19 protein-coding genes and 1 pseudogene are annotated in these 19070 nt (G+C 31.9%); 7 read left to right on the top strand and 13 right to left on the bottom strand.

The window, feature by feature from the left end; all coding sequences use genetic code 11:
• The first annotated feature begins 44 nt into the window (after positions 1–44).
• The 7 genes from G5B32_RS00195 (at position 45) to G5B32_RS00165 (ending at position 8356) form a co-directional block, all read left to right on the top strand.
• On the top strand, positions 45–1619 hold the full coding sequence (locus G5B32_RS00195) for a reverse transcriptase domain-containing protein (protein ID WP_165289455.1): 1575 nt from the start codon (positions 45–47) through the stop codon (positions 1617–1619).
• A gap of 532 nt (positions 1620–2151) precedes the next feature.
• On the top strand, positions 2152–2484 hold the full coding sequence (locus tag G5B32_RS00190) for a hypothetical protein (RefSeq protein ID WP_165289454.1): 333 nt from the start codon (positions 2152–2154) through the stop codon (positions 2482–2484).
• Positions 2485–2488: 4 nt separating this feature from the next.
• Positions 2489–4960, top strand: a complete 2472-nt coding sequence (locus tag G5B32_RS17025; RefSeq protein ID WP_206366741.1) for an McrB family protein — start codon at positions 2489–2491, stop codon at positions 4958–4960.
• A gap of 13 nt (positions 4961–4973) precedes the next feature.
• Positions 4974–6194: an McrC family protein gene (locus G5B32_RS00180; protein ID WP_165289453.1), complete on the top strand. Its 1221-nt coding sequence runs from the start codon at positions 4974–4976 to the stop codon at positions 6192–6194.
• Positions 6194–6937, top strand: coding sequence for a hypothetical protein (locus tag G5B32_RS00175; RefSeq protein WP_165289452.1), 744 nt, complete (start codon positions 6194–6196; stop codon positions 6935–6937). Before G5B32_RS00180 ends, G5B32_RS00175 begins: the two co-directional genes overlap by 1 nt.
• Before the next feature lie 19 nt (positions 6938–6956).
• Complete coding sequence (locus tag G5B32_RS00170) at positions 6957–7496, top strand: hypothetical protein (RefSeq protein WP_165289450.1); 540 nt, start codon at positions 6957–6959, stop codon at positions 7494–7496.
• A 77-nt stretch (positions 7497–7573) separates the two neighbouring features.
• On the top strand, positions 7574–8356 hold the full coding sequence (locus tag G5B32_RS00165) for a BglII/BstYI family type II restriction endonuclease (protein WP_165289449.1): 783 nt from the start codon (positions 7574–7576) through the stop codon (positions 8354–8356).
• Between the two features lie 16 nt (positions 8357–8372).
• Here the strand turns inward: G5B32_RS00165 and G5B32_RS00160 are convergent, their stop codons facing one another.
• The 13 genes and pseudogenes from G5B32_RS00160 to G5B32_RS17515 form a co-directional block, all read right to left on the bottom strand.
• The gene (locus tag G5B32_RS00160; RefSeq protein WP_165289448.1) at positions 8373–9626 is read right to left on the bottom strand and encodes a DNA cytosine methyltransferase; all 1254 of its coding nucleotides are present in this window, start codon (positions 9624–9626) and stop codon (positions 8373–8375) included.
• Between the two features lie 108 nt (positions 9627–9734).
• Positions 9735–11003, bottom strand: a complete 1269-nt coding sequence (locus G5B32_RS00155) for a type II toxin-antitoxin system HipA family toxin (RefSeq protein WP_165289447.1) — start codon at positions 11001–11003, stop codon at positions 9735–9737.
• A gap of 2 nt (positions 11004–11005) precedes the next feature.
• Entirely contained in the window at positions 11006–11284 is a 279-nt protein-coding gene (locus G5B32_RS00150) for a helix-turn-helix domain-containing protein (RefSeq protein WP_165289446.1), read from the bottom strand.
• 97 nt (positions 11285–11381) lie between these two features.
• Positions 11382–11582: a hypothetical protein gene (locus tag G5B32_RS00145; RefSeq protein WP_165289445.1), complete on the bottom strand. Its 201-nt coding sequence runs from the start codon at positions 11580–11582 to the stop codon at positions 11382–11384.
• Positions 11583–11731: 149 nt separating this feature from the next.
• The gene (locus tag G5B32_RS00140; RefSeq protein WP_165289443.1) at positions 11732–12601 is read right to left on the bottom strand and encodes a hypothetical protein; all 870 of its coding nucleotides are present in this window, start codon (positions 12599–12601) and stop codon (positions 11732–11734) included.
• A gap of 31 nt (positions 12602–12632) precedes the next feature.
• Positions 12633–12950: a hypothetical protein gene (locus tag G5B32_RS00135; RefSeq protein ID WP_165289442.1), complete on the bottom strand. Its 318-nt coding sequence runs from the start codon at positions 12948–12950 to the stop codon at positions 12633–12635.
• Positions 12947–13498, bottom strand: a complete 552-nt coding sequence (locus tag G5B32_RS00130; protein WP_165289440.1) for a hypothetical protein — start codon at positions 13496–13498, stop codon at positions 12947–12949. Before G5B32_RS00130 ends, G5B32_RS00135 begins: the two co-directional genes overlap by 4 nt.
• 6 nt (positions 13499–13504) lie before the next feature.
• Positions 13505–14311, bottom strand: a complete 807-nt coding sequence (locus G5B32_RS00125) for a DUF4099 domain-containing protein (RefSeq protein ID WP_165289438.1) — start codon at positions 14309–14311, stop codon at positions 13505–13507.
• Between the two features lie 12 nt (positions 14312–14323).
• Positions 14324–14890, bottom strand: a complete 567-nt coding sequence (locus G5B32_RS00120; RefSeq protein ID WP_206366740.1) for a M23 family metallopeptidase — start codon at positions 14888–14890, stop codon at positions 14324–14326.
• 62 nt (positions 14891–14952) lie between these two features.
• Positions 14953–16506: a type IV secretion system DNA-binding domain-containing protein gene (locus tag G5B32_RS00115; protein ID WP_240898967.1), complete on the bottom strand. Its 1554-nt coding sequence runs from the start codon at positions 16504–16506 to the stop codon at positions 14953–14955.
• A gap of 36 nt (positions 16507–16542) precedes the next feature.
• Positions 16543–16938: pseudogene (locus tag G5B32_RS17580) on the bottom strand (YWFCY domain-containing protein); the annotation flags it as partial.
• A 16-nt stretch (positions 16939–16954) separates the two neighbouring features.
• Positions 16955–17797 (bottom strand): conjugative transposon protein TraN, encoded by an 843-nt coding sequence (gene traN, locus G5B32_RS00110; RefSeq protein WP_240898960.1) that lies wholly within the window; start codon positions 17795–17797, stop codon positions 16955–16957.
• 43 nt (positions 17798–17840) lie between these two features.
• Positions 17841–18944, bottom strand: coding sequence for a conjugative transposon protein TraM (locus tag G5B32_RS17515; protein ID WP_206366739.1), 1104 nt, complete (start codon positions 18942–18944; stop codon positions 17841–17843).
• Positions 18945–19070: the final 126 nt, after the last annotated feature.

Here is a 19070-nt window from a genome sequence, read left to right as displayed (position 1 = left end):
ATATCCCGCAGCACCATCTAATTTCGAGGCGTTTTTATAAATATATGGAGAAGAAAGACAATAAATGGCTTAAAAACAGAGGTTATTTACATGTAACAAATCAATTAAATATTTCTGATAATAGAAATAGATTAATTTCTATTATTAAAAATAAGGATTTCGTTTCTTCTTATGCTTTTTTCCCTCTAATACATGCTATAATTAAAGAAAGGAGATATAAGCAAAATCCAAATAAGGAAAAAGGAGAAAAATCTCATTCTTTCAAGAAAGAGGGTGTTACAAAATCAAACACAAAGAAAAGGCCACTTCATTATGCTACTCATCTAGATGCAGCTATATTCTCATATTATTCAGAACTTCTTTTAATAGAATATGAAAAGTACTTATTAAATCGTCCTCTACTATCCGACTCAATTACTGCCTACAGAAAGATTCCGAAATCTGATAGTAATAAAAATAAAAGCACAATTAACTTTGCACATGATGTTTTTAACGAGATTAAACATAGAGCGCAATTAGAAGAGTGCGTTGTTTTAAAATTTGATATCAAAAGCTTCTTTAATGAAATAGACCATACTATCCTTAAAAATCAATGGGCAGAAATTTTGGGATTAAGTTATCTTCCTGATGATCATTATAATGTTTTTAAAGGGGTTACTCGTTTTTCTTATATAATGAGAGACGACTTTAGAGTTCATATAAAATCTTATGGTCAACGCTCTGGATATGATGAAAGAAAACTTTCTAAGTTAAGAAAACAAAAAATTCATTCTTTTTTTGAGTCTCCTAAAGAATTTAGAGAAGCCATTAAATCTGGTGAATTAAAACTCCATACGACTCCTTTTACAAAGAATGGTATCCCCTGTGGATTCCCTCAAGGTCTTCCTATTAGTTCAACACTAGCTAACTTATATCTGCTTAATTTTGATCAGGCTATAATTGATAATGTCGTTTTAAAACATAAAGGCTATTACAGAAGATATTCTGATGATATTGTTGTTTTGACTACAATGGATAATATAAAGAAAGTAGAAGAGTTTGTTATTAATGAGATTAAAAAATACAAAGTTGAGATTAGTATAGAAAAAACAGAACGCTTTGTATTTAAAAAACTTATAACTAATACCTATCAAAGAGTTGAATGCTTTAGGCTAAACTCAAATAATAGCGAAGATAGAGAAATACCATTGACATATTTAGGTTTCGAATTCTATGGTTACAAAACTCTTGTAAAATCAGCAAATCTCGCAAAGTTCTACAGAAGGATGATAAAGTCTGTAAAAACAAAAACAAAAAGAGCAAGTCAATCATTAACTAAAAATCCAACGTCTCTATTAACTGTTTATAAAAACCAACTATTCAGATTATATGCTCGCTACCCCTTATCAGCTGGTACATTAAAAAGAAGGAATAAATTTTGGGAACAAAATGACGTTGGTGAATACTACATTAAATCTAAAAAATTACCTGCTAAGTACAGTAGTAACTATTTAAGTTACATTAATCGGGCCTCAGAAGAAATGTCAGAACCAGCTCTCTTAGGACAAATAAAAAAACACAGAAGAGTTTTACATTCGGCTTTAAAAAAGCATTTAATGAAAAGTTCAAAGTTATATTAATCAAGATTTATTGGATTTGTGCTTCCATCAAAGCTTGATTAATTTAAAAAGACATAATGATAGAAAACACAAAAAAAAGCTATTTTTATTATTCTTATTTAAATAACCTTAATATATTTTATACAAAAAAAACTTTGCTCATTCTATATTGATTTATATCTAGATTATATGGGATAAACGAAAAAGTGAGCTAGTTATAACCTACTATTAACTGAATATTGGTGCAATTTTTTATAGCTAAATGAGATGGTACTAATACAGAATAATATTCAAATTTTAACAAAAATATATTTCCATTCCTCTTGTTTAAAAAATTTCATTTATATATTTTTAAAAGTAAGAATTAACCTATATTACTTAAATCTTGCGATTAACCTTAACATTTCTTAAGTATGTTTTCATTTGTCAATGAATATTGTCTGCAATATTTATTGTTTTGTCTCATGTAATTATTAAAGACTTAATTTGAGAATATGCGAATTAGTACTTTGTTTAAAGATAAATTTTAACCAATTAATTAGAAATAGCGTTTATGAATATACAATTTGAAAAGATATGGAATAAAGTGATTAAGCCTCTCGAAGGTAAAATCCTACACACTTTGAAGTACAATGAACCAAATACAATTCTGAAAGTTACAGAAGATTCTTTAACAAGAAATTCTAAAAATGACAGTAATCCTCAAACTATTTCAAAGAAAGAATTTGAGTTGATTTACAATCATATAATGGATAATGGCTCAGTGAGTAGATCTCTAATAAATACCGTACTACCCAAACGATTTTCTTCTATAGTATGTGCCGTATTATCGAAAGCACCTAACATTAAATTTGACCTTAATCCAATAGTGTTGTATAAGAAATAATAAAATGAATTGGCTAGAAAAATCTAAATCTAAAATATTAAAAATTATCGAGAACGATGAGTTCAAATCTATCCTTGAATCAGAAGAATTTTATTTTCAAAAGGGTCAAGATAAATTAAATGAATGGTTACACCTTATGGTGGGGGAATCTGTACTAAATGAACTTACCACCCTTGCTAAAGATTATAAAAATTTCAAAGAAGTATGTGAAGATAGAGAAGACTTTAGCCCAGTTGCCATACTTCTATATACCATAATAGCATACTGTGATTCTAAGGCTCTGAATAAAGAATTATTAAATGAATATACAGACAAAAGAGTAATAGCTAGAGCTAGTGTTCGTATGAATGCCTGGATACCTAACCTAATTAACTTTAGAAAGAAGGAGTATACTTCGGATTCTGTCCAAAATGCCTGTAACTATTTGCTTAATCCTCGTACTGAAATAAATATACTTAGTGAAGACCATAGACAGCAGATATCCAATAAAATATTAAATAAAGAATATAACAAGGACACATTTGTATCAGAAATTATTCAATTCTTCAATCAATTGAAAATAGATATCAAAAATGAACTTAACAGGACTCACTTCATAGTAAGGATACTATATTCTTTTAAATCTGATTGGCAGGATGAAATAATTGGATTGATGGCAGCAGATAATACTGGATGGCAGGATGACTTTGTACATGATTCTAAATCTATGGATGGTCTAGTATTGTGGAACCACAGAACACCAACTGGAAAACAAAATACTATTAAGGAGCTTCGCAAGTTAATAAATGATGGCAAAAGTTTTAATTTATATTATAAGGCGAAGAATCAGGTTAGATATAAAGCAGAAATCATTGACTTTGCTATAAATCAAAATGAATTAGATCAATGGAATGAAGTAAGTAGCGATAATATATACAATTTTCAATCTAATTTCAATAAATATAATGATGGAAAAAGAACAGCAAGTATAATATTTTTAGCGAAAGATTTTCAAAAAATAGAACCAATTGACATTAATCAATTTAGTTTCTATAATTCGAAAGCTCCGACTCAAGTAAATGTTAGCCCTATAAAAATTGAACCCGAAAATATTAAAACAATCAAGTTTAAAGATTCTTCTACCGACAAAAAAAATAGCGCTATTATGAGTATATTCCCTCTTAACCAAATCCTTTATGGTCCTCCTGGAACTGGAAAAACATACCATACAATAAACAAAGCTTTAGAAATTCTTGGCTATGATTTTAATGGAAAAAAACGTACAGATATCAAAAAAGATTTTGAAAAATATATCGATAATGGTCAAATTGTATTTACAACTTTTCATCAGAGTCTCAGTTATGAAGATTTTATAGAGGGGATTAAACCATATACAGATAGAATTACATCAAGCAACTCTCCTATCCGATATAAAATAGTAGATGGCATATTCAAGCAAATGTGTAAGGATACATTGCCTTTTTATGTTGGTGAAGATATTAATGGTTATATCGTAGAATCTGTAACCCGTGAACTGGTGACACTTAAGAAAAAAAACGGAACTCTTTTGCCCATATCTATGCGTATGTTACGTGGTTTATATAAATACCTACAAGAGAATGAACTATCTACAGATAAAGTAAAAGAAAAAATAAACTTTACAGACGAGGTTAAAAGTGCATACCCAGAGATTGAACCATATCTTATCAATGGATACAATACCATCATTCCAAATCTACTTAAAAGGTTGAACAATACTACTTCTCGAAACATACCTAAAGTCTTAATCATTGACGAAATCAATCGAGGGAATGTGTCTCAAATATTTGGTGAACTAATCACATTGATAGAGAAAGATAAACGTAAAGGTAACGCTGAAGAACTTACTGTAACATTGCCTTATAGCAAAAAGGAATTTGGCGTGCCAAATAACTTATATATCATCGGTACAATGAATACTGCCGATCGTAGTGTTGAGGCCCTCGATTCTGCTTTGCGCAGACGATTCGTATTCGAAGAGATGAAACCACAGCCAGAAAAGATTGCAGAAATAAGAAAACAAAAAGAAATAGATGCTCAAATCGACAATATAAATCTAGGTGAATTATTGACAACTATCAATAATCGCATCGAAAAACTATTGGATAGAGATCATGCTATCGGCCATAGTTACTTCTTAGATTGTAAAGACATTGAGGAGTTGAAAGATACTTTTTATAAAAATATCATCCCCTTATTACAAGAATACTTCTATGGTGATTATGCAAAAATTGGATTGATCTTAGGGGTAGGTTTCATAAAATCTAAAGAAGCGAAAGACATTTTATTTGCTGAATTTTATCATGAAAGTCGAGAATTATATGACGAAAAAAGGTTGTATGAAATTGTGGATTATAGAGGCTCTACGAAACAGAAAATACATTTAAAAGGAATAGAAAAAGAATTGTCATTTGCACAAGCTATCGATTTATTATTGAACAGGAGCATAAGTGAGTAATAAGACCATTACAGTGTTTGAGCACGAGGCTTTGTATACACATCGGGGGGAAAAAAATCTCACTGATGTGCAACTAAAGGCATTGCAACTATTCTATAAAGAAAAAGACTTCCCTTACTATTCGCTTGTGCATAATGGTGTACGTTTTTGTGAATATGTAGGTGTGCTTAAAGTCAACAACTTAACTATTGAAATATTGCCCAAAGCTGATAAAAGTTCAAATCATAATCACTGGCGTAATTTGCTCATCGACATGATGCGTTCTATAGGACTTTTGAAACCAGATGCACCCACGCATGCCAACCTGAAGCTTAAACAATCCAGTATCCTTGATATGTACTTGGAGTTATTCATTAGTGAAGTCGAAAAGTTGATACGTCAAGGCCTAATCAAAAAATATAGAAATATCGAATCTAACTATACTGCACTAAAAGGTAAGCTTCTGGTTGCTAAACAAGTGACAAAAAACAGTGTTCATCAAGAACGTTTTTATATTCAACACAGTGTATATGACCAAAATCACTTATTACACGAGATTTTATATCTAGCTATGCATACAATTCTTAAGTTGGGTACAGCTCCTCATCTAATTTCGAGATACCATAATGCTTTGTTATATTTTCCAGATCAGAAAACAATAAAAATTAAAGAAGAAATATTTAATAAAATAAAGCTTACTAGAAAAACTGCAGCATATCAATCCGCACTAGATATTGCCAAAATTATACTTCTTAACTATCATCCTGATATGGACAATGGTAGTAATAATGTATTGGCACTCATGTTTGACATGAATATGCTTTGGGAAAAGTTTGTATTGAAAAGTCTTCAAAGAAACATTCATAAGGATATGCAAGTGACTGGACAAATCTCCATTGACTTTTGGATGGCAGAAAATAGATATACAAAACGAATAAAACCTGATATTGTAATAAGTCATAACAACAAACCCGTGGCTGTATTAGATACCAAATGGAAAAACATAAGTGATGGAACCCCATCTGATGATGACTTAAGACAACTATATGCATATAGTAAATACCACAACAATGTCCCTTCCTATCTAGTATACCCCGGTGAAGAGAACAAAATTATCAAGGGATTATATGCCAAAGCCTTTGAGGATGATTCAGAAACTCCAGGAGGGTTAATGAAAATAAAAATTGGCAGTGGAAAAAGTGATGGGATGCAATTACTTCATCAACAAATTATAAATAATCTTACTCTCTATTAATGGCAAAAATAAATAATGTTTCTTATGTAGAAACTAAAACTAAATGGAAAATACAAATCGAAGATTTATTAGTTACGGGACGAAATAAAGACAATAATCTAAAATTAAATAGAGATTCGAATTTAAATGTATGCCAATTTTTGGGTTGTACAGCAACATTTCTTAGAACAAGAAGAAGTGGTTTATGTGATGGTCATAAAAAGCATGAACATGATTTATATTTAACCTTATTTAATTCCAATAATAAACCTGTAACAAGTCCACGTCATGACGATATCATCAATCATTTGATTACTTGGGCAAAAAGCAGAAATTTTGATTTATTACCATTTTTCAAAGACTGTTCGTTTACTATTCTAGGAAATATTCCTGATGTATCCACACTAAGTGGTGATATTGTGCATAAAAACTTCACTCCAAAATCATTAGATGATTATTTTGATATATGTGTAGAGTGTGTGGACAGACATTTTCCTGAAGATAATAACTCTTCTTATCAATACATCACTATAAGACGTGAAAATTTCCATGCTCGAGTATTGGCATTAACATTTGTTGGATTATTACTTTGTGAAGAAGCTAATCGTGGTGATAGATGGTTTTGGAGAGAAATTGCACAAGATGAATCAAAAACAAACTACCTAGGGGCAGCTATGCCTCTTGCATATTTTGCAGCAATGAATTTTCCATGGGGTATGGAAATAGGTAAAGCAGCACCAAAGTTTATACCATCAGGAATGTAAAAATTATTAATCAATAAAAATGAATTATACTGAAGGAATTACATTTATTAAAGAACTTTCAAAGTTGCACAGCAATTCTGGATTAGGTAATAATAAATTATATGTTGTCATGGGGAATTTAAAAGTTGAATTTCCAGGATATAAAAATAATGGGGATTATAAATTATTATATAAACAAAATGATAATTGGGTAGCTTTTAGTCATTCTGATATTGTATCATATATCTACAAAAATACAAATCAGGAAAATTTTTTAAACATTATTAATAGTCTTGAATGTATATACCAAAATGGAATCATGTGTGATAATGATTTTTTTTCTCATGAGATAAAGAATTTTTTATTTTGGCTTACATTACAAGAAGATTTAAATTATCCAATGCCTAGATATCAGGGAAGAAAACTTCCATTTCAACGATTTTATGAAGCTGTATTGGCAAAATTAGGTTTCTATGAATTAAATTTTATATTAGGCCGAACAAATAATCATAATGGAAGAGTACCACAATTATTGCAAATTCCGCAAGGAGTAAAAGTACCAGTCTTTTATATGATATAATAAAATATTAAATGAGTTTTAATATTAATTCATTGATAATTTGTACAATTGTTAATAAATTACAAACTTAATAAGACATGAATTTAGAAGAGTGGTTAGAGCAAAAAGAGCTTAATTTATTTATAAAAGAGAATTATTTTCATCATCATGCTTATGAAATAATCTCCGCAAATGAATCAATTTACCATCATTTTCATAAGGTTCTCAATGCTCCTATTTCAATTGAACCAAGAATCAAGAAAGCGAAAGGCGGTACTATAGAGTCAAAAGCTATTAAAGCTGATGATTTAAATAAAAAAATTAGACAACATCTAAAATCTAGCAATGATAATTTAACTATTCATCTAGAGGTTTTAGAAGAAAATGGGGTATTTTATTTTGCAACGGGTGAGAAAAATGCCATAGGAGGATTTGACTTCGCAATATTGAATAACGAGTCAAATTTAATATCATTAAGAAATTTATGTTTTGGTAACCTGCAATATTATGATGGGAAAAATAGATGGGATAAATTCATTGCTAAAAATATGAATATTAAAGAATTAGCAAATGATATAATTAATCGTGAAAAACTTGGCAAAAACATTATTAAATCGAAGAGCAGCAAAAATGACCCTCTAATTGTTGGGGAGATACAATTTGGTAATTGGGCGTTAGCTTACCGAGATTTTTTCAAGGTATTAAAAGCAGACGTTTTAAATAATATTGACTGTTTAATATATATTGTACCAACTGGAAATTTAGAAAAATTACTTAGTGATGGAATTGTAACCTACGATAAAACGGTGAAAATTATAGAAGATTTTAGCAAGGTTATTAATGTACCTGTTTGGTTAATTGGTATTGATGTAGATTTATAAAAAGAAAAAAGGGGATTTATTCCCCTTTTATTCTTTTTATAAACGATTTGCCAATTTTTTCAATTACTCCCACTACTAAAGCATTTCCCATAAAAAATGCTCTTTTTATATCTGTTGCTTCTTTAGTATGGTTATCAGGAAACATGTTCAATCGTTCCAATTCAATTGGGGTTAATCTTCTTAATTTTCCAGACTTTGTAGTAACGACATGCTTAAATCTTGATGGTGAAGCTCCTCCTTCTCCTGTAATGATTGTACGAGAAGGTCTATCTAAAGCATCAGGAAATATCATTGGACCCTCTGAATAATTATACGTAAATCCACTAGCTTTGTTCGTACGTTGCTCTGACTTTCCTCCTTTTAAATAATTCCATTTATCCAAATCTTCTTCTTTAATAAAAAATGAACTTGGTACCTCATCCTCAGAAATAAGAATATCTGCTAATTTAGTGTAAGATCCGTTATAATCAGGAACAGTCTTAAAAGTAAAAACTTTTCTGTCTAGCATTAAGCCTGAATTTTCAAAAGGACTTTCAGCAATTGATTTGTTTAAATTAAAACTGTTTGTAACCACCTCCAAATTTCCCTCAATTTCAAACTCACGAATATTTGTATACTCAGTTGATGCAGGAAATGCCTCTCCTATTATCCCATCAGATAATAGCCATTCTTTCATATCCGTATTGATTAGCTGGTTGTATATATCAGAACCCTTAAGATAAGCTGTAATAAAAATCCTTCTTCTACGTTGAGGAAAACCATATTCTGCAGCGTTAATAATTCGCCACTCTACAGCATATCCTAAATCTGATAATGAGGCAAGCATAATAGCAAAATCACGACCTCTTTGCTTAGCTGGTGATTTTAATAATCTATCTACATTCTCTAAAAACAAGTAATTAGGTTTATCCTTCCCTTTCTTATTTAAGATGTTATATATAGACCACCATAAAACGCCTTTCTTACCTTCGATACCACCTGATCTACTTAATGTGCTAGCTACAGAATAATCTTGGCAAGGAAATCCACCAACTAATAAATCATGATTAGGTATATTATCAAAATTATTCGCTATAACTTCTGCAATATCTTCATTCGAATGTTGTGTGTCGGGAAATCTTAATTGATAAACTTCTGAAGCAGGTTGACTTTTTGTTGACGGTTCCCATTGATTGCTCCAAACTATTTTAAATTTATTTGATGCTTGTGTTAATCCTAAATGGAATCCTCCAACACCTGCAAAAAGTTCAATTACTTTTATATTCTTCATAAAACTGATAATGGCAAATATAAGAAAATAAGAAGATATAAATTGCTAATTTTTTTAGTAATTTATGATATTTTAATAGTTAATTATAATAATCAACCTAAGAATAAGCTATTTTACTGGATTGAAATCTTTGACAATTCGATTTAATATTTTGTCAGGAACATTATGTTTTAATGCAACATCATTCCAATAAGAAATTCCTTCATTCATTTTTTCTACAATTCCTTTAGCGCCTTTAATAGTATATTTATCTGCAAATTTAAGTACATCTGAAATGCCTATACTTGACCTTTTTCCACCGATAGAAAGCGCGCGTTTCGAATTTGTATAATTAATCAAAGGGTTAAGTGAGTAGGTTACATCATAAAACGGACTTAACTCCCATGAATCAGTCTCCTGCATATACATAAAACTATGATTTTTCAAATGATCATCCGTATTATGAAAAACTACATTGAATACCATACGTGAAAATAATTCTTCCAACTGTTTGTGTGGAATTTTTAAATAGATAGCTAAATCGAATACATTTTCATACGAAGATTTATCCAAAGATTTAAAATCCCATCCTGTTAAACCTGAAACAGTACGTACATGCCTTTTCTGACCATTTACGCGATCAAAACGTTCAGTTGCAAAATGCTTACCTTCAATCAATAACGAATCCATCATTGTTAATCCTAAGTGACGTGCAGTTAGGTAATAACAATATTCAATAGTCTCACGACTATAACCAACTTCATCAAGGTCCAATTTTACTAAATAGTGTTTATAATCAGCAGAACAAGTTACATCACCAGCAATAATTTTTCCAGACTCTTTATGTTGCGATATCAATATTTTTGGGCGAGCACCTCCTGCCGAGGAACCAATTTTAAAAACATTTAATAAAGAAGCGTGATCTAGTTTTTGTCCTTGTAAACTTCCTTTTACATCAACGACTTGTTTTACGACCTCAACAATCTCTGAAATATCGATAGTTGTACCTTTAGGAATTTCCTTTGCTGGGCTATATTCTAACCCTCCCATTCCCCTATCTGCTACATACGCTAGTTGCTCAAGCACTGTTACATCTTTTAAATCCTGATTATTAGCCTCTAGCCATTCTCTAAATATGATCTTACCAAACATATCTGGCAAAGAATCAGCAATAAATGGAGGTAGAGATCTAAATGTTTCTCCTTTAAAATTTTTAAATACCTGCACTTTATCAATAGGGCGAATAATATTTCTAATAGGAAAAATATTCTTTAAATCATCTCTTTTTAAATACTCTGGATTATATTGAAAATAGGAAATATCATTTTCTTTATCGTAACCTAGGGTTCCGATTTCAACATTGAATAGGCTTACTTTTATAATTGAATTTTTAGCCATAATTAATAGAATGATTTAATTTCTTTAAATTCCACTTCTTGTTCAGAAATAAAATTCGACAAGGAATTCAACACATCAAAATACTGAAATATAAGCAGTAAGGTATCAATATTGAAGTTTTTACCACTTTCAATTTTTTGAATAGTTAATCGACTAAGATTTAGTTCAGAAGCGAGGTCATGTTGAGATATCCCTTTTGAGCTTCTCATTAATTTAACGAATTCACCAATCTGAGTTCTAATATCACTTGGTTTGTTTACATGTAAAAATAAATCCTCCATAATGTATATTATAATATACAAATATAGTATTTATTATTATAAAAGTATATTATAATATACATTATCAATTATATATGCGATAGTAGAAATCGAACAATTAGAGTAATTCATTTATAGTAAAGTCTATTAAAATAGAATCAATAATTAAGGTAACACGACATTTTATATCAGGTGTAGCAATACTTTCAACAGGAAAGCGCTTACCATTTAAATGATAGTAAGGAGATGAATAGTCTAAATTCAATGTGGCCATACCAGAACCTCTAATACGGTCAATCTTTTGAAATATTTTTTTCATAATTATTTTGAATAAAGGAGATTGTAAAACGGAGATATAGTAGATTGCTAAAACAAAAGCTTATTTTAGAAATTTTGTATATAAAAAAAGTCTCTCCTAGTTTGTGTATGATTCAAAACTTGGAGAGACATAAATTATATAATTCCCTATTATCTGGACCTCTTTTGAGTAGGCTGATGTTCGGGATTCTGTTCCCAAGGCGTAGTCTCCTGAGCCTGTACTGCATTCTTATTAGTTGATGATTCTAATGATTGATTATTAACCATCTTTTGCTTAGAAACTCTTTCAGGAAAGATTGTTTCATCACGAATCTCCATCATGTTCTTATCATAGATGCCGATAGTTTTCATTTGAGGATTAGCCACTATAGAAACAGGTACATTTTTTTTGCCAATTAATATATCTGCATGTAAGTAATTTCCACCTTTCAAAGTTTCTAAAGCTTGCTTCATCTTTTCGGGCGTATCGAGCTCTTTTATAGGATATTTTGCTAACGCCTCAGTCAAATTATAACCATATTCTGGACGGAATGTACGTAGTGGATGATTACCGAAAGCATCTGTTATATCAAGGTTTAATTTAAACCACATATTAACTTTCTCGGGTTGTTTTGCTGCATCTTGATTATCATCTTTTGACCGTAAGAACACTTCTTTTTCTAACGCTAAACCCGACATAAGCTTATGCGCTTGCAGTGCTGTTATTCGGTGATCTCTAGCCAGATCAAAGCTTTGCGATACTACTGCAGGATTATTTCCATTTCGCAAGGAGACATCATAACTATTTAAGAAATATGTATCAGTATCTTTTGCACGATTAAAGTTAAGTTTAAAAGCAAGATGGTCTGTTCGAGCAGCGTTATTATCTTTGGCATCTAATGGCCTCCGTAAGCTGCTAATTCCAAGACTAAAGCTTGGCATTTCACGTCTAATCGCATGTTCCAGCACTTCATTAAGTTTTGAACCAAAACCTAATCCATCAAGTGTTTTCTTTAAATATTCAAAATTGTTTTCGTTCATGATAGTATGATTGAAAGGGTAAAAAATAGGTTTAAAAAAGAGTCATCTGTCCTTGTATTGGCGGTTTATAACCGTTTTCAATACTTAATTTTTCAGCAATAGCAGTTACTAATTCTTCAATATCTTTAAGTTGAGTATCTATTAGTCCATGCGTGTAAAAAAAATGAGACCGATAACCTGTATCACTGATAACACGAGAATCCGAACGATATTCAATATGACTCACTAAGGGGTCTTTTGAATTTACATCACGCTTTTCAGGCCAATAGAATTTGTAGTTTACATGAACAGGAAATCCAAAGACAAGGATTTCCAAGTTTATATTTTGTTTAAACTGCTCAGGTATCATATTATAGATTGTTGTGCAAATAATTGATAAAATGAAACAGCTCCTTTAGGCTTTATTGTACGATGATTTGTTCGTATTCCAGTCAATAAGAAAAAATAGTTAAGTGAAAACTGAGATTCATCAACAGTAAATTCATTTCTTTTATAAGTAAATAGCAGCTTACCTTGATAAAGTTTAAAATGAGTTTCCTTGCCTAATAGTGCTAAAGCAACTTTACAGTCTAAAACTTTTCCTAGGAGATCATTATCGAATACAGTTATGATTTTAACTTTTATGAATTGCTTTGCATAATGACAAATAGAAATGCTGCAAGGATTATTACCAATAGCACTAAATATATTAGAACCGTTGTTTTTTAACAGATGCTGATGAAAATGACAGAAACATAAAATATCTATAGCAGTATTAAAAAGGAAATGTTGCCTGACCATACCAACTTCTAGTAGTCCAGCAGTTTTTTCAGGCATAATAGGTATATCATTAATTACAGATATCCACGGAGAAAAATACAAGAGAACACGAGGATCAATGCGGTGTATGTTGATCATAACGCATTAGCGAAACTGTGTATTACTGGCATCCTTTTTCTGATTTTTATACACTTCCTCTCCAGAATTTGCTGTAAACGAAGGAAGAATTACAGGTGTATTGCGTTGCCTTAGCTGCATATCTCGAAGTGCGTGTTGATAACCTTCCGTATAATCCTTTTGTTGAGATTTACTACCAAAAAGATTTCTTAAGCTTCGAAGTAACATATACGATATTCCTCCATCAAGGACAAGGGAATACACGAGGGCTTCCCTGTTAGCCGTTACTCCACTCCTACTACTTGCCCTTCGTTGTAACTTTGTACCATCTGAGAGCTCCACGATAGATCCATTTCTGTATTGATCTTTCTGCATATCAGTTAACTTCTCGCCATTAATCATTGCTGGTACTTTTATTTTGTCAGGGTCAGCAGCGATAAATTCATTCGTTTCTGGGTCAAATTCAATAATCCAGGACTTACGTTTTCCATTATCCTGTTGATAGGTTTTCAACACATGCGTTAATTTTCCTTGTTCGAGCTGTTCCGCCTCTGATTCCAATAAAAGTGGATGTTTTTTAGCCTCTCGGTAAATAGGGTGAATCTGTATTTTAAATTCTCCCTCAGCTGATTTTTCCAAAGACAATTTAGCATCCATCTTATTAATGTGGATTCCATCCGCATGTAAATCCTCAAAAGTGATTAAATTAGTACGATGTCCCGACAAGAGAGATTCTAAATCTTCTGAGGACAAGCTTGGTTTACCGTTATTTAGCAATCCTAATTTGCCCAATTCAGCTAACGGAATATCCTGTTCATTAAATAATTTATCCATTTATAGACTAATTTATTTACTATTGTTGTTTGTTAATGATTGTAAAAACTGCCAGGGATCAATGTATATACCATTGTACATCAACCCAAAATGCAAATGTTCCCCTGTAACACGTCCAGTATTACCAATAATTCCAATAGGATATCCACTCAAAATTGATTGCCCTTCTTGAACTGTTATAAAAGAAAGATGACCATAAACTGATTGGAGTTTACCGTGATTCACTCGGACGTAATTACCTAAATAAGTATGATAACCTGATGTACTGACTACTCCATCCAATATATTTCGTACAATCTTATCTTCTGATACTAGGTCAACCCCCTGATGAAAACCATACTGACCCGTTACCGGATGCTTTCGCCAACCAAAAAGCGAAGTTGTTTTAGGTCTGGTTAACGGCGATTGAATTACAGATTTCGAGAAAACGGTATTTTCTTCAACTAAATCACGTACAGTTATATGTTGTAATATAACCTGTATAAATTTATTAGATAGATATACGTTGGTTTGTGGGTATAGGTATTCAGTATTGATTAGAATTAGCGTTATCATAAATAAGCTTATTTTTCTACTCATTTCCTAAATATTTCTTTAAGTTGTTTTACTATAATTGTTTTGAAAAGACTCAATTAAAATCTCTATTTAACTGTTTTTAGTCCTGAAACTATTTCTAGCACATCGCTATTTATTTTATAGAAATTATGGAGTAACACCTCATCATGTCTACCAGCAAAATCATAGTAAACAGGTAAATCCCTATAGGCTTGTTCTTCTTCTTTTATGGCTTCCATATCAAGGTTTATACGACAGTTAATTGCGGAAGTGTTGTACTGGCCGGTATACTTTTCTACAGCATCCGAAGCAAGAATTCCTACCATTTCTCCTGATTTTAAAGAAGCTATTTTTCCCGATGGAATTAAGGGTTCTAATTTTTCACTAATTGATAAAGAGGTTTTAGTTCTATCTATAGATAAACTTTCATTAATTTGCTTGACCTTACCAAAAATTCGTTCAAGCCAATCTAGCGTTTCCTTGTTGCGAACGGAACCCGATAGCACATTACCAACGACAGAAGCAATGGTTGTTGCTGTTTCTTTACCGTATTGCTGTTGAAACTGAGGTAATTCTTGTAAACCAAGAAGTACAGCCGTTAAGTTTGATCGGGCTTGAGCTATTAAATTTTCTATTTTGTGAGCGTATAATGTTGGCGCCTCATCAATTATCAATCCTACAGGTTTATTTCCTCTGGAGTTTACAAGCCTAGTAATACGGTTTAATATTACGGAATAACAAGCCGAATTTATACTTTGCGTGTTAGGATCGTTTGCTAAAATTAATATAGATGGATCTGTAGGATTACTGATCTTTAGATTAAAGTCTTCTCCTGAAAATACCCAAAATGTTTCCTTGGTCGCTAGCCGGCTAATAAATATTTTCAAAGTGCCGACCTGCCCTTCGAGCTGATCAAAAGCTTTGGCTTTAAAGGCAGTCATAAAAGGTGAAAGTAGGGATTCCAACTCCTTATTACTAAATAATACGGTAAATATCTCTTCATAAGAGCGATTAAGAAAAGCCAATACATGTGGAAAGCTGGAATAACGACCTGATTTGTGTTTACTAAAAAAGTAAATGCAGGAAGCCAGAAAATTAATAGCAGATTGGGTAAAGAATTGATCACTTCCTCCTCCTTTGTCTCCTTTCTTCATGGCTTCTACTAATGCTTCAGCTGTTTCTGAGGCATCTGCTAATGTGCGAATGTATTCAGATTTCCAAGGATTTATTCGTCTACTTTTTTCAGGCTCAGTCAAGTTGATAACATGAAAACCATAGTTTTGACATTTCCCCTGTTTTTTAGCTAACAGGTAATGGTAATAAGCAACTTTACCTAAATCTGGAAACTTGAAATCATAAATACAAAGTGTAAACTCCAATGCCACAAACTGTCGGATAATAGGCATGACCACGCCAAAACTTTTTCCACTACCTGGTGTACCTATCAGTAAAGTACCTCTAAATACATTTTCTAAGACTATGAATCCTTTTCTCACCTTATTTTTGTAATAAAAAAGCATAGGAATATTCACGGCATAAGATGTGATTTTAGGTTTGGTAGCCTGCATAAAAGACTCTCCTTCAACATTCCATTTATCTTTGCCTAATTTGGAACTAATAATCTTTGAGATATTGTCCATAGCTAGATGCAGTAAGAGTACACCAAGAAAACTACATGTTATATATGCGATATCAAACCAACTCGTAAACAGAATAATGAACCGAGCAGGCCTATCATAGAAGAAAAGACTAGCACTAAGCAATATAAGACCAAGGCACAAGGGAAAGATAATGGCATTTTTAATATTTAAATCCCTTTGCTTTCGACTCAATGTACCTATAGTGACTAAACAGATTAAAATCAGGGTAAAGAGTTTACTGTATAGCGGAAAATGATAGATAGTTATTCTCGCCATACTTTGCAAAAAAACACTTAAGCCATATCGTTCAGCTACCTTAGCTTCCACAAGTTTTTCGGAATATACAAACAATAATATATCTAAGGCCACCGAGAGATAAATAGCAAATTGTAGAAAGCGGTGCAGGGATTGTTGTTCTTTGCTTTCTTCCATGAGAAATATTCCTTACTTAAAACGTATCGGCCTGAAGAATATCCCGATATTTAATTTTTAGTGTTATGGTCCTTCCGGAAATCTGCTTTTCAGATAATTCAATATGCAGAATTTTATTGTCTGGAAATGTTACTTTTTTGAACACATATATATTTCTATGCTGCTTTTTAAAAGCCTTATGCGGATAGAGTTGCCATATTGGTTTTATTTCAATTGACTGTACATTCGTCGCTTTAGTAATTTTCTTGTCTTCAATTTTAAAACGTAACTCATCCATATCATAACTCAGTTTTGTAGCATTATAATAGGTTATATCCAGCAATACGAGATCTCCTACAGTATAAATTGCGCCGAGTTCTGCACGAATTCCATAATTATTGCTTTGACGAATAGGTTCAGATTTTCGCTTATTGAGTATAGACAATGCATGCTGATGCAGCTCTTTAGTCGTTATCTCAGGCAGATTTGTTATGGGTTTAGTATGATGTGGTAAAATATCAAAGCTTGCTACAGCATTATACTGCGCAATTGTATTCAAATAACTGAGATTATATTGTGCTATAAAACTTTCGCCAACAATAGTAACGACCCCAAGGTCAGCTACATTATTCTCCTGTGTATCTAAAGAATCATGAACTAATTTTAACCGCACTACATGACTTTCAGGCAGGTCACCTACAAGTTTGTGAGTTGAAATATCTACATATCGTATAGGTTCTGGTGAAATAATATGCAATGACGTTTTATTATCAATCACAATATTAGTTAGATTTTCTCGGTACGTGGCAGCCTTATTTTGGGCCAAAAGGTTTATAGTCACTGTAAAGTACAGTGATACTATTAAAAATAATACTTTCATTTGTAAGGGATTAGAAGTTAATTTATGAAGTAAACAAATAGCACTAATGATCTAGGCGTAATTGTTCAGGATCAACTAGATATACCATGGTATTGTACTTTATTTTAGCTTTATTTTGGCGAATCATTTTATTGACTGCTGTTGTAGTTGATTGAAATATTTTCTGCAACATACTCATGACCAGTTGACTATTGTTTTCAGCGGATTGTTGCATCGTGATTCCCTGACTGGTAGTGCTTCCCAGATCTTTGCTAAATTCCCTAAATGCAGATGCGGGTACATATAACCCAGGTAATCCATCTAGGTCGTATACGGTTAGTTTGACAGGAAGAATATGTTGCCCATTCATAATAGAGCTAACTGTTAAAGTTACACGCTGACCTGTGAAGCCAGAAATTTGTGCATAGATATAGGCACCTTTTTGAATCAAATAATTTCCAACCATCATGTCGTCTAGTAGTCGTATTCGAAGACGTGATCCAGCAAAGCCTTTGATATCCTGATCTACAATAGCTGCTATAAAGGATTGTTCCTTTTGAGGTTTTACAGTATTAAAAAGTTTAGCAGATGCATCTATTTTACGCACATTTAAAACAAAGTTACCCTTCAAATTAGACTTCATACTATTCTCTAATTCAACATTTTGTAACTCTTTTTGATATACAGGATCATTTGCCTTGCCCATGCTATCGATAAGAGCCATTTGTTGCCTAAATAATGTCATGGCATCAGGTTGTTTATTGGGGTTAACTTCATTTGTTCGCTGAGGAGTATGTATCTCTTGGAGTGCTTGTTGTAGTGCTTTCTCATGAGGATCTACTGAACCAATGAATTTCTTATTATTGGCATCTGGAAATGTATTTGTTTTATCCGTAAATTTCCCCCTCATATCACGATCTATGGAATCAAGCATATGACGCTCTTGCTGATTGTACAAAGTATTAGGTGTTTCTTTTAACAACTCTTCTTCTTGTATATGACCAATTGCAGTGTATCCATCAGCTTGTTTAAACTGATTTCTGTACGCATCAAGCTTATCAGATAGGGATCTATTACGAACCTGCTCAGAAACTTCAGCTAGTTCAGTTTGCATGGAGTCCATTCCAGCTTGTTGAATTTGCTCTTTTGCGAAACTACTTTTGTACACGTAAAAAAATACACAAAGAAAAGGAAGCAGAATTAAGGGTATAACATACCTAGGTTTGTTGAAATCTATATTCATACAAATTCAATTTTTGTTATTATAAAAAATTAGATGAGATTTATTACAGCC

Origin of the sequence: Sphingobacterium sp. SGL-16 (assembly GCF_011043515.1) — a bacterium.
Classification (GTDB): Bacteria; Bacteroidota; Bacteroidia; order Sphingobacteriales; family Sphingobacteriaceae; genus Sphingobacterium; species Sphingobacterium litopenaei.
The sequence above is the reverse complement of the archived record's forward strand: the minus strand, read 5'-3'. Positions and strand labels throughout refer to the sequence as shown.